We start from the raw sequence: 14,062 nt of genomic DNA on the forward strand, positions 1-14,062 counted from the left end.
GAGAGAATTTATGAAGTACACAAAAGGCGAGATTTTGTTAAATGATGAAATTCAAACCGGAATATATAAAATGGTTGTAAAAGATAAAAATAAAGCAAAGGCAGGTCAGTTTTACATGCTTAAGCATAATGGAACAACCCTTCTTCCAAGACCAATAAGTGTATGTGAAACTAATGGAGAAACACTTACTTTTGTTTATGCCGTTGTAGGTAATGGAACTAAAGAATATGCAGAATTAAAAGTAGGAGATACAATAAGTTTAAATGGTCCATTAGGGAATGGATTTAATTTGGAAGAGGATTATGGTAAAGTTGCTTTAGTAAGTGGTGGAATTGGTACAGCTCCAATGTTAGAGCTTTCTAAAAAGCTTAGAGAAAAGAAAAAAGATATAAAAATGGATCTTTATGCAGGATTTAGAGATGATATATATTTAATAGATGAAATAAATGAATTTGTTGATAAAAGCTTTGTTTCTACTAATACAGGAAAATATGGTCATAAGGGTTTTGTAACAGAAATATTGGATGTAGATAAATATGATACGGTATTATGTTGTGGACCTGAAGTTATGATGAAAAAGGTTATTGAAATGTGTAAAGAAAAACAAGTAAAAGTATATGTTTCAATGGAAAAGCATATGGCTTGTGGAGTAGGAGCATGTCTAGTGTGTACTTGTAAAACTAAAGATGGAAATAAGAGAACTTGTAAAGATGGCCCAGTATTTGATGGATATTATGTAGAATTATAAAAGACCAAAGGAGAAGATAAAATGTTAAAAGTTAATATAAATGGATTAGATTTTAAAAACCCAGTAATAGCAGCATCAGGAACTTTTGGTTTTGGAGCAGAATATAACAATTTTTATGATGTAGGAATTTTAGGTGGTATTTCATCAAAGGGATTAACTTTAAATGAAAAGGCAGGGAATTATGGAATAAGGGTATTTGAAACTCCATCAGGAATGATGAATTCAGTTGGACTTCAAAATCCAGGAATAGATAAATTTATAGCAGAAGAACTTCCAAAGATGAAGAAATTAGGAACTAATATCATTGCAAATGTTGGTGGTGGATGTATGGAAGATTATGAAATTGCTTTAGATAAACTTAATGGAACAGATGTTGATATGATAGAACTTAATATATCATGCCCAAATGTAAAAAGTGGAGGTATGGCTTTTGGAATTAAATCAGAAGTTGCTTATGAAGTTGTTAAAAAAGCTAAATCAATAACTGATAAGACTTTAATGGTTAAATTATCACCTAATGCAGAAGATATTGTAGATATGGCTATTAAATGTCAAGAAGCAGGAGCAGATTCGTTATCATTAATTAATACATTAAAGGGATTAGCAATAAATCCATACAAAAGAAAGGCAGTGTTTAATAATGTATATGCAGGACTGTCAGGACCTGCAGTTAAGCCAGTAGCTTTAAGAATGGTTCATGAAGTTGCAAAGGTAGTAGAAATACCAGTAATAGGTTTGGGGGGAATAACCACAGGGTTAGATGCCATAGAATTTATGATGGCAGGAGCTTCAGCAATTCAAATAGGAACAGTAAATTTCTTTAATCCAATGGCAGGAAAAGAAATTATTGAGGAAATGGAATTGTTTTGCAAAGAACAAGGAATTAAAGATATTAATGAAATAATAGGAATAATATAATAATATTAATAAAAGGTTCTAAATGTATTTATAAATATATTTAGAGCTTTTTTATTGATTGTTAATTAAAAAGCTTTATCAAAACCGATATTTTGATAAAGCTTTCTTTTTATGCTATATATTCTTCGGCATCTTCTTGCCATTCTTCAACTTCATCACCAAGTTCTTTTATAGAAGACGCATAAAATACAGGATTTTTTCCAGCTTTCTTTTGAGTTATATAATCATTTAATGCAGAGATAGCAATCTTACTTAACATTACTATTGCAATTAAATTTAATATAGCCATTAATCCCATAAATACGTCAGCTAAGTTCCAAACTAAATCCATTGAAGCAATTGATCCAAATAAAACCATAGCTGCTACTAAAATTCTATATAAATATAAATAAATCTTTTTATCAGATATAAATTGTATATTAGTTTCTCCATAATAATAATTTCCTATAATTGAAGTAAAGGCAAACAATAATATACATATAGTTATAAATGTACCACCCCAAGATCCAACTTGAGAAATTAATGCCATTTGAGTAAGCTCTATACCTTTAACACTACCATCTAATGGAATATTAGAACCGGATAAAAGGATTATAAATGCAGTAGAAGTACAAATTATTAATGTATCAGTAAATACACCTAATGTTTGAATTAATCCTTGTTTTGCAGGATGTGATACAGTTGCAGTTGCAGCTGCATTTGGTGCAGAACCCATACCAGCTTCATTTGAAAATAAACCTCTTTTTATACCTTGTAATAAAGCAGCGCCAATACCACCACCAACAAATTGTTTAATTCCAAATGCATGTTCAAATATAGTTTTAAATAATCCAGGAATTGACTTATAGTTAATAACTATTATAAATAAGGCAATTATTATGTAAGCAGAAGCCATTATAGGAACTAAAATTCCAGAAATTTTAGCAATTCTATTTACTCCACCAAAAATAATTATTAATGTTAATATAGTTAAGATTATTCCAATTAATAATTTATTTGTATTAAAACTAGAAGCAAATGCTGCAGTAATTGTATTTGATTGAACAGAATTAAATGCAAATCCGAAACAAAGAATTATAAGAACTGAAAAAGTAACACCCATCCATTTTTTCTTAAGACCTTTTTCCATATAGTATGCAGGTCCACCTCTATAGTTATCACCATCTTTAACTTTATAGATTTGAGCTAAAGTAGATTCTATAAGAGCAGAAGCAGAACCTATTAAAGCAATAAGCCACATCCAAAAAACAGCACCAGGTCCGCCTATAGCAATAGCAGAAGCAACGCCAGCTAAGTTACCAGTTCCAACTCTTGAAGCAGTACCTATACAAAATGCTTGAAATGATGAAATTTCATTCTTAGACTTATCTTTATTTTCACTTCCAGTTCCTTCACCAAGCAATTTAAACATTTCTTTAAAGTTAGTAAATTGAACAAACTTTGTTTTAAAAGTGAAATATAATCCAATTGTTATAAGCATAGCAATAAGAATATAAGTCCAAATAAAGTCATTAATTGATAAAATAAAGTCGTTTAAAAGTTTCATATAATTTCCCCTTTCCAATATAATTTGATATTCTTATTGGTAGTATACAATAATAAAAAGAAATATGCAAGAAGTAATAAAAATAAATTCAAAAAAAGAGGTTTTTGATATAAAAATGACATTAAAATTAATGAAAATGAATGAAAATGCAATAGATAAATCATTATTAAAAATAAAAAAAAGCAGCCAATTTTGACTGCTTTTTTTAATGATTAAATAATCCATTTATTATATCTGAAATTGAAGTTCTATGGGCCTCTGCGTTTGTATCTGTATCAGGGGCAGATGTATCTCTATTGTGGTTATTACCATTATTACCGATGTTTTCATCAGGAGTATTAGTAGTAACTTTAACATTAAGTTTTACTGTTTCTGAATTTTTAATTTTTTCAGTAAATGAAACTAAAGTATATTGGCCAGATGAGATATTACTTGCAACTGATGCACCATGTATTTTATATTTAATTCCTCTATTATTTAATATAACAATAGCATCATATAAATCCATATCAGCTCTTAAGCCAATTTCAGATAATTTAATATATTCTTCAGCTTTAGTATCATCCTCTCTAGTAGGTACTACAAAAGGATAATCATCTGCATTTGGATTTGCATTAGGTTTATTAATAAATACTTTATCTTCAATAAGACGAGAAGGAGTATTTTTATTTGCTAATTTATTATTAGAACTATTAACACTAACACTAACATGAATATCACAAACAGATTTTGGTTGAGTTCCATCAATAAAGTATTCAGTTTTTACTCGATTTCCTCTTTGATCTTCATAACATAAATCTGTAGGAGATTTTCCTGAATCTTTACATACTTTTGCTTCAACTAAACCAGATGGCTTTTCAATATCCTTATACTCTAAGCCTTCATGAGCAACAGCCATTATTTTACTAAAAAGTGATGCAGCACTAGAACTTTTACCATTCATTCTTTGAGGATTATCGTATCCAATCCATACAGAACCAGAATAATAAGGAGTTAATCCAGCAAACCAGAAGTTATCTGATGAATTTGTTGTTCCTGTTTTTCCAGCTACAGGTATATCATTAAATTGTGCGCTAGTAGATGATCCCTTTAAAATATCATAAATTATATATGATGTTTGTGGTGAAAATAACTTTGTTGATATAGGCTCTTTTTCTAGTAATAAATTACCACTTGCATCTTCGACTTTAGTATAAAGTGCTGGTTCATAAATTACACCATTATTTCCAAAGGCTCCATAAGCAGATGCTAAAATTGTAGTATTACCACCATCTCTATTACCAATAGGTTGGTCAAACTGTCCTAATGCTAACGCAGACATTGTATGAGATTGAGGAGCATATTTAAGTCCTGCCTTTTTACCATAATTAAGGGCTGTATCTAAACCTAGCATATCTACTGTTTTTATAGAAGTTAAATTTTTAGAGTATGTTAAAGCTTCTCTTACAGTGATATAACCAAACATTGAACCATCAGCATTTTTAGGAACAACAGAACCAAAATTATATTTTTCCAATATTTCTTCAGAAACTGAAGTATCATCAAGTGGGGTTCCAGCTGTAATTAATTTAGTATCAATAGCTGGACCATAAACTGTTAAGGGCTTAGTTGTTGATCCTATTGATTTTAAGTCAAAATAAGCTCTATTTAATGAAGCAGAAGGTTGATTTCCACGTCCTCCAATAAGAACTTTAACTTGCCCAGTTTTATAATCTATTATTGTAGCAGATGCTTGAAGTAATGGAACACCATCACTATCTGTAGGGTCACCATTGTTAACATCTACTTGCAAATTTGATCTATCATTTAATATATCTTGAACAGTATTTTGCATTTGAACATTTAAAGTTGTATAAATTTTTAATCCACCATTAACTAATAATTTTTCTACTTCTTCTTCGGTATATTTATATTTGTCAATTAGATCTTTTTTTACTTGATTTAATGCAGGATATACAAACCATTCATTATTAACGGTAGAAGATGTATCCATCTTCTTGAAATTGAAATTATTAGCATTTGCATCATTGATTGCAGAATTATAGTCTTCTTGAGAAATATAACCTAATTCAAGCATTTTAGATAACACAGTTTTAGTTCTGTTAATATATCCATTAGGATAATTTGAAGAACTAGTATTATAAGCACTATAAGTTGTAGGAGCTTGTGTAATACCAGCTATATAAGCACACTCAAGTAATGTAAGATCCTTAGCATTTTTAGCAAAGAAATATCTTGATGCAGCTTCAACACCATAAATATGACCACTTAAAGGTATAGTATTTAAATAAGTTCTGATTATTTCTTCTTTGCTTACTTGTTTATCTAATTTAACAGCTAATACTATTTCTTTTATTTTTCTGTTAATTCTATCAAGTGGATTTGACTCTGAAGCAGCTTCAGAGGATAATATAGTATTTTTTATTAATTGTTGAGTAATTGTTGAAGCACCATGGATACCATTTTGCTTTCCTAGTATTACCATTACATCTCTAGCTGCAGCACCTAATATTCTTTTTACATCTATGCCACCATGTGTCATAAAGCGTTCGTCTTCTATTGAAATATAGGCATTTATTAAATTTTGAGGCATTTCATCATAAGAAATAATATATCTAATTTCCGTTGAAGGTAAATCATCAATAAAATTACCTTGATCATCATATAACATTGATGGTTGATTTAAGTTATAAATAGCATTTACATCTAATGACGGTGTTGTTTTAATTACAGCAACTACATATCCAATACATACAACACTAATTAATAATCCTAAAATTAATATTGTAAGAAAAAAATATTTGAAAAATCGTTTTAATTTAGATGGCTTCTTTTTTGAGGCTTTAATTTTCTTTTTTGACTTAACAGCTTTTTCCTTTGGAACTTTTGATTTATTAGAATCTTTAGCCATTTGTTCCTCCTTTTATTTATATATAATATAATATTCTATTCCATTTAATTATAGCATATTAATTATAATAGTAAAATAATAACTATAAAGGTGAGTGTATGAAGTATTATACAAAAAAGCCTAAGTATTATAAAAGGCCTAATTTAAAATATAATAGGTTTCAATATTGGTTTCTAATAATAGTTATGATAATTTTACTGTTTAATATAATTCTTTATTTATTTAATAAAAGAATTTTACCATCTGTACTTAGCATAGGAGAAGTAAAGATGAAATCAGAAGCAGTAAAAATTATAAATGAAGAAAGTGTTAAGGTTTTTTCAGATGATTTTAATTATGAAGACATTATTAATATAGAAAAAGATAGTGAAGGAAATATTGTAATGTTAAGAGCAGATACTGTAAGGCAAAATTATTTAGCATCACAAGTAGTATTAAATTGTAATGATAAGTTAAAAGAACTTGGGGAGTTAGGGGTAAAGATTCCTATTGGATATTTAACTAATAATGTTATGTTTTATACTTTAGGACCTAAAATTACAGTTAAAATGCAACAAGTAGGAAATATTGAAACTTCTTATGAATCTATATTTGAAAGTGCTGGAATTAATCAAACAAGACATAAAATTTATTTAAATGTAAAATCTAAAATGAGAGTTATTGTACCATTTCATAGTGATGAAATTGAAGTAACATGTCAAATACCAATTTCTGATACTGTTATTGTAGGAAAAATTCCTGATACAGCAATTAATATGAATAGCAGTAATTAATAGATTATTTATTGGGGATATAACAGTTTACTTACTATTTAAACTATATTTTGTATACTAGGTTGAAAATTAATTTCATTAAAAGTATAATTATTGTAAAATTATAAAGTCAGTAGGAAAGGTGATTTTGTGAAAATTTCAACTAAGGGAAGATATGGATTAAAGGCACTTATAAATTTAGCAATGAATGATAAGCAAGAAAATATTACGATTAAAACTTTATGTGAAAATTTGAACATTTCAGAAAGATATTTAGAGCAAATATTTTCATCTTTAAGGAAGTCTGGGATTGTTGTTGGAAGAAAGGGTTCACAAGGTGGTTATTATATTTCAAAAGATATAACTACACTTACAGTTGGAGAAATATTAAGAGTTCTTGAAGGTGAATTAGAAGTTGTTGATAATTCTAAAAATAAAGATGAAATTGATGAGTTAGATACATTTATAAATGAAAATTTATGGAATGTATTAAATAAGAAAATTAATAATTTTTTTGATAGTATTACTTTAGAGGATTTAGTAAATCAATATAATGAAAGTAAAAGTAATATATTATATTATATTTAAAAATTAGTGGATAGTGAAAAATAGATAAAATTTAATATAACATTTGGTGAAAAGAGTAAATAAATTTAATTAAATATAAATTTATTTACTCTTTTTATTATTTAGTAAGTTTTAAAATGATTAATAATAAATAAAAAAGAAAAAGTTTCGGGAAAAAATTTAATAAAATATTAATTAATTAAGTAAAGTTTTACAATAAATATAAAAATAACTTTTTTTGTGAAAATATTGACAATAATTACAAAATGATATAACATAATATTGAAATCAGTTTTAAAACAATAAAGTGTACAAGTTTTATGAAGTGCTGAAGAATAATTTGAAACTACCCATAGCGACTCTTTTAAATTATAATTATCTATATTTTTATAGTAATTAAAATGAAATTTATTTTATGTAAAAGGTGTGAAGATATTCATATAGGGCTTAATTTACAATTTTGTGTAAAAATATTAAAGTATTTCATAAAACAGGGTGCATTCTTATTGGAATAATAAAATTTAAAATTAGCTTATACAAATTTAGTAATATAAATTGCAGAAATATGTGTATAGGGCATATAAAGGAGGAATGAACATGTTAGAAAATGAACAATGGGCTGGCTTTGAGGGCAGAATATGGAAAGAAGAAATAAATGTTAGAGATTTCATTCAAAAAAATTATAAACCATATGATGGTGATGAAAGTTTCTTAGCAGGTCCAACAGCTGCTACAGAAAAATTATGGGGTAAGTTACAAGAATTACAAAAGATAGAAAGAGCTAAAGGTGGAGTTCTTGATATGGAAACAGAAGTTGTTTCTGGACTTACAGCTTATGGTCCTGGATATATTGATGAATCTTTAAAGGGACTTGAAAAAGTAGTTGGTTTACAAACAGACAAGCCTCTTAAAAGAGCTTTTATGCCATATGGTGGAATTAAAATGGCTGAACAAGCTTGTGAAAACTATGGATATACACCAAATCCAGAATTACACAAAATATTTACAGAATATCATAAGACACATAACCAAGGTGTATTTGATGCTTACACACCAGAAATGAGAAAAGCTCGTAGCAGCCATATTATAACAGGACTTCCTGATACTTATGGACGTGGACGTATCGTAGGTGACTATAGAAGAGTTGCTCTTTATGGTATAGATTTCCTTATTGAAGAAAAATTAAAAGATTTAGCTAACTGTGGTGATGGAACTATGACTGATGATGTTATCCGTCTAAGAGAAGAAATCACAGAACAACGTAAAGCGCTTGAAGCTATGAAAAAAATGGCTGAAAGCTACGGATATGATATTTCAAAACCAGCAAAGGATGCTAGAGAAGCAGTTCAATGGTTATATTTTGGATATCTTGCAGCAATAAAAACTCAAAATGGGGCAGCTATGTCAATTGGACGTGTATCTACTTTCCTTGACATCTATATTCAAAGAGATATTGATAATGGAGTTCTTACTGAAGAAGAAGCTCAAGAATTAATTGACCATTTAACAATGAAATGCAGAATGGTTAAGTTTGCAAGAATAACTTCTTATAATGAATTATTCTCAGGAGATCCATCATGGGTTACTATAGCATTAGGTGGTATAGGTATGGATGGTCGTCATATGGTAACTAAGAATGACTATCGTTTCCTTCATACATTAGAAAATATGGGACCTTCACCAGAACCAAACCTTACTGTACTTTATTCTTCTGCACTTCCTGAAAACTTTAAGAAGTATGCAGCAAAGATTTCAGTAAATACAAGTTCTATACAATATGAAAATGATGATGCTATGAAACCAGAATGGGGAGATGATTATTCAATTTGTTGTTGTGTATCTGCAACTCAAACTGGTAAGGAAATGCAATTCTTTGGAGCTAGAGCTAATCTTGCTAAATGTTTACTTTATGCAATTAATGGTGGTATTGATGAAAAGTCAGGAAAGCAAGTAGGACCTGAATATAGAGGAATTTCATCAGAATATCTTGATTATGATGAAGTAATTGAAAAATATGAAAAAATGAGTGACTGGTTAGCTGGACTTTATGTAAATGTATTAAATCTTATTCAATACATGCACGATAAATATTATTATGAAGCAGCAGAAATGGCTCTTATTGATACAGATGTAAGACGTACATTTGCAACAGGAATTGCTGGTTTTTCACATGTAATAGACTCACTTTCTGCAATTAAATATGCAAAGGTTAGAACAGTTCGTAATGAAGCTGGAATAGTTACAGATTATGAAATTGAAGGAGACTTCCCAAGATACGGTAATGATGATGATAGAGCTGATGAAATTGGTATGTATGTTCTTAAGTCATTCCTTGACAAGATTAAGAAGAGACAAACTTATAGAAATTCTGAACCTACTACATCACTTCTTACCATTACATCAAATGTAGTATATGGTAAATATACAGGTAATATGCCAGATGGACGTAGAGCTTGGACTCCACTTTCACCAGGAGCTAGCCCATCTTATGGATCAGAAAAGAATGGATTACTTGCTTCATTAAATTCTGTAGCTAAGCTTCCTTATGAATGGGCTTTAGATGGAATTTCAAATACACAAACAATAAACCCAACAGCATTAGGTCATGATGAAACAGAACAAGTTGATAAACTTGTACAAGTGTTAGATGGTTACTTTGATCAAGGTCCACATCACTTAAATGTTAATATATTTGGTATCGAAAAATTAAAAGATGCTATGGAACATCCTGAAAAAGAAGAATATGCTAACTTTACTATCCGTGTATCAGGTTATGCAGTTAAGTTTATAGATTTAACAAGAGAACAACAACTTGATGTTATATCTAGAACATGCCATGAAAGAATATAATTTAGATAAAAACACAGCAAGAGTTCATTCAATAGAGAGCTTTGGATCTGTCGATGGACCAGGAATCAGATTTGTTATTTTTTTAAAGGGCTGCCGTATGAGATGTCAGTTCTGTCATAATCCAGATACCTGGGATATGAAAGACGGAGAGATAAAAACTGCAGATGAGCTTTTATCTCAAGCTATTAAATATAAGACCTATTGGAAGAAGAAAGGTGGCATCACTGTAAGTGGTGGTGAGCCACTTCTTCAAATAGATTTTTTAATTGAATTCTTTAAAAAGGCTAAAGCAAAAGGTGTTCATGTAACCCTTGATACATCAGGAAATCCTTTTACAAGAGAAGAACCTTTTTTTAGTAAGTTTAATGAGCTTATGAAAGTAACAGATCTTGTAATCTTAGATATTAAACAAATGGATGATAATAAGCATAAAATACTTACAGGATGGAGCAATTCAAATATTCTTGATATGGCAAGATATTTATCAGAAATTAATAAGCCAGTATGGATTCGTCATGTGCTTGTGCCAGGTGGAAGTGACAATGATGAACAGTTAAAGAAATTAAATGATTTTATAAAAACTTTAAATAATGTAGATCGTGTTGAAGTGCTACCATATCATACTCTTGGAACTTTTAAATGGGAAGAACTTGGTATTGAATATCCTTTAAAAGATATTTTACCACCTACTAAGGAGAGAGTAGAAAATGCTAAAGATATTCTTAATACAAGTGAATATACAAAGTATTTAACACGATAATTTATTGAATGGTATAAAGTTATTAAAAAATAAATACAATGTTAAAACTTTAGAATTTAAGGTTTTAACATTGTATTTTCATATTAAAACAAAAAAACTAGTGAATAAATTGCATAATAAAATATGGCCTAATCAAGGATATTTTTTGCAAACACTAGTTTTTATTACGTTTATATATTATTTATTTTCCCAGTTGAATACATAAGGTACATTTCTATAAAAACCTTCATAATCTAATCCGTAACCAACCACAAATAAATCATCTATTTCAAAACAATAATAATCAGGTTTTAAATCAACTTTTCTTCTAGATGGTTTATCAAGTAAAACGCAAGTTTTAACAGATTTAGCACCTAATTTCTTAACGTGATCTATAACAAATTGCATTGTATAACCAGTATCGATAATATCATCAACAATTATAACATCAAGTCCTTCTATGTTATCAGGGATATCATTAACAACTGTTACAGTCCCAGAACTTACTTCACTATGGCCATAGCTTGAAGTTGTCATAAATCCAACTTTAGCCTTTAAATCTAATGCTTTAAAAATATCTGCTCCAAAAACAAAGCTTCCTCTTAATAAAGGTAGTACATAAACCTCCTTACCTTCATAATCTTTAGTAATTTGTTGACCAAGTTCTTTAACTCTAGTTTGAATTTGTTCTTGAGAGAAAAGAATATTACGCTTTTTATCTTCCATGTTAAAACCCTCCATTAAAATTATAAGTTATGTATATTATTATATGAAAAAAATAATCTATTAATCATTTAGAAAAAAGAAAATAAAAAATCTTTTAACTAATGTTTAAATATTAACAAGTTTTTATTTTTTTTGCAACTAAAAAATTGATAATTAATACATGATATCTAGGTTTACATTTAATTTATAATAAGATAAAATATAGTGAAATATTGAATTGTATAAAATTTCCCTATAATTATATGTTTATAATTATAGGGAAATATAAAAAAGAACCTAATAGAATATAATTTAAAGAATGATTAATTTGAGGTGAAAATATGATATATGGAAATATAGATGGTGTTAAAAAATCTGCTATAGAAGAATTAGATAGATTATATAAGGTAAAATGTCCTAAAGATGAAGTGTGCTCAATAGAAATAATAGAAGTTATTTCTAGAGTATCATCATTTATTGAAAGAGAAGTAAGTGTTGCAATTGACAGAAGAGGAAATATAAAATCAATTGCTATTGGTGATTCAACATCTGTTGAAATAGAAACATTAGATATTCGTGAAAAAAAATTAGCTGGGGTAAGGATTATTCATACTCATCCAAATGGAATGAGCAACTTATCTGCCTTAGATATTAGTGCATTAATAAAGTTAAAGCTTGATGCTATAGTAGCAATTGGAATTTATGAAGGAAAGATATTAGATTGCTCTTTAGGAATGCTTACAGTTAATGATGATAAACTTGATTATGAGGAAAAAGGAAATATTCCACTTAAAGAAATTACCAAGATTCATATTTTAAATAAAATAAATTATATTGATTCTTTAGTAAAGGAAAAAGATATTATTGAAGATGATGAAGAAAAGGCAATATTAGTTGGTTCTGATACAAGGGAAAGTTTAGAAGAACTTAAGGAATTAACAAAAGCTTGTGATATTCCAGTGCTTGAAAGTGTTTATCAAAGTAGAAATAAAATAGATGCAGCTTTTTATATAGGTAGAGGTAAAGTATTAGAAATTGCTCAATTAAGACAAAAGTTAAGAGCTAATGTAGTTATATTTGATGATGAATTGTCAGGTTCACAAGTTAGAAATTTAGAAGCTGCAATTGGAGCAAAAGTAATTGATAGAACAACACTTATTCTTGAGATATTTGCAAGAAGAGCTAAAAGTAGAGAAGCTAAAATACAAGTTGAACTTGCTCAATTAAAATATAGAATGAGCAGACTTCAAGGTTTAGGTACTATAATGTCAAGAACTGGTGGAGGTATTGGTACTAAAGGGCCAGGGGAAAAGAAGCTAGAAACTGATAGAAGACATATAAAAGAACAAATTTATGATTTAAATGATGAATTAAAGAAAATTAAAAAGATAAGAGAAACTCAAAGAGAAAAGAGAAATAAGGAAAGTATTCCTAAGGTATCATTAGTTGGGTATACTAATGCAGGAAAATCTACTTTAAGAAATGCTCTTTGTGATGTGGCAGCTCAAAAAGAAGTTGTTGGAAAAGAAAAGGTATTTGAAGCAGATATGCTATTTGCAACATTAGATATAACAACAAGAGCAATAGTTCTTAAAAATAAAGGAGTAATAACATTAACAGATACAGTTGGATTTGTTAGAAAACTTCCTCATGATTTAGTTGAAGCATTTAAATCAACTTTAGAAGAAGTTATTTATTCTGATCTTTTATGTCATGTTGTTGATACATCAAGTGATACAGCAATAGAACAAATTAAAGCTGTTGAAGAAGTTTTAGGTGAATTAGGTGCTAGTGATAAAAAAACTATTCTTGTTTTAAATAAAATTGATAAGGCAACTGGAGAACAACTTGAAAATGTAAAGAAAGCAACTTCTGAATATGAAACTATAGAAATTTCAGCAAGAGAAGGTATTAATTTAGAAGAGCTATTAGGTATTATAGAAGAAAATCTTCCATATAAAATGAAAAAATGTGAATATTTAATACCTTATGATAGAAGTGATATGAGTTCATTCCTACATAGAAATGGAAGAGTATTAGAAGAAGATTATAGAGAAAATGGTACTTTTATGTTTGTTGAAGTTGATGAAGAAAGTTATAATAAATCAAAAGATTATATCATAAATATAATAATGTAATAAGTTAATAAGAGGTTACTTAAGATTAAAAATAATTAAATTTTAAGTAATCTCTTTTTAACATAGATCCTAATATTGTTTATTAAAAGATATAAATTATTTTAAAACACTAATTTTTGCAAATATTTACATAAGTGTTTATTTAAAAGGTTTATATTTAACAATATTAGGATTATTTTTATATTAAT

General features: G+C 28.2%; 10 protein-coding genes. 7 read left to right on the top strand and 3 right to left on the bottom strand.

The features are described from left to right. Nucleotides 1–10 precede the first annotated feature (10 nt). On the top strand, nt 11–748 hold the full coding sequence (locus ACUN06_RS05500; protein ID WP_294124824.1) for a dihydroorotate dehydrogenase electron transfer subunit: 738 nt from the start codon (nt 11–13) through the stop codon (nt 746–748). A gap of 21 nt (nt 749–769) precedes the next feature. Next, the gene (locus ACUN06_RS05505; RefSeq protein ID WP_294366994.1) at nt 770–1,666 is read left to right on the top strand and encodes a dihydroorotate dehydrogenase; all 897 of its coding nucleotides are present in this window, start codon (nt 770–772) and stop codon (nt 1,664–1,666) included. A 109-nt stretch (nt 1,667–1,775) separates the two neighbouring features. Here ACUN06_RS05505 and ACUN06_RS05510 read toward each other — a convergent pair whose 3' ends face one another. Both ACUN06_RS05510 and ACUN06_RS05515 read right to left on the bottom strand, forming a co-directional pair. Continuing rightward, entirely contained in the window at nt 1,776–3,212 is a 1,437-nt protein-coding gene (locus ACUN06_RS05510; protein ID WP_294396943.1) for an alanine/glycine:cation symporter family protein, read from the bottom strand. Between the two features lie 205 nt (nt 3,213–3,417). Then, entirely contained in the window at nt 3,418–6,123 is a 2,706-nt protein-coding gene (locus tag ACUN06_RS05515) for a transglycosylase domain-containing protein (RefSeq protein WP_449390182.1), read from the bottom strand. A 98-nt stretch (nt 6,124–6,221) separates the two neighbouring features. Between ACUN06_RS05515 and yunB the strand changes: the two genes are divergently transcribed. The 4 genes from yunB (at nt 6,222) to pflA (ending at nt 11,052) form a co-directional block, all read left to right on the top strand. After that, nucleotides 6,222–6,896, top strand: a complete 675-nt coding sequence (gene yunB / locus ACUN06_RS05520; protein ID WP_291733255.1) for a sporulation protein YunB — start codon at nt 6,222–6,224, stop codon at nt 6,894–6,896. 129 nt (nt 6,897–7,025) lie between these two features. Further along, a complete protein-coding gene (locus tag ACUN06_RS05525; protein WP_294162482.1) occupies nt 7,026–7,463 on the top strand; it encodes an RrF2 family transcriptional regulator in 438 nt (145 codons plus the stop codon). 576 nt (nt 7,464–8,039) lie between these two features. Further along, nucleotides 8,040–10,292 carry a formate C-acetyltransferase gene (gene pflB / locus ACUN06_RS05530; RefSeq protein WP_449390183.1) on the top strand — a complete coding sequence of 751 codons (2,253 nt, stop codon included), beginning with the start codon at nt 8,040–8,042 and terminating at the stop codon, nt 10,290–10,292. Further along, entirely contained in the window at nt 10,258–11,052 is a 795-nt protein-coding gene (pflA, locus tag ACUN06_RS05535) for a pyruvate formate-lyase-activating protein (RefSeq protein ID WP_449390255.1), read from the top strand. Before pflB ends, pflA begins: the two co-directional genes overlap by 35 nt. A gap of 177 nt (nt 11,053–11,229) precedes the next feature. Here pflA and hpt read toward each other — a convergent pair whose 3' ends face one another. Next, entirely contained in the window at nt 11,230–11,757 is a 528-nt protein-coding gene (gene hpt / locus ACUN06_RS05540) for a hypoxanthine phosphoribosyltransferase (RefSeq protein WP_449390184.1), read from the bottom strand. A gap of 320 nt (nt 11,758–12,077) precedes the next feature. On the opposite strand from hpt, the gene hflX reads away from it, so the two are divergent. After that, entirely contained in the window at nt 12,078–13,874 is a 1,797-nt protein-coding gene (hflX, locus tag ACUN06_RS05545) for a GTPase HflX (protein WP_449390185.1), read from the top strand. Nucleotides 13,875–14,062 lie beyond the last annotated feature (188 nt).

Source organism: Clostridium sp. ETTB3, assembly GCF_053571985.1.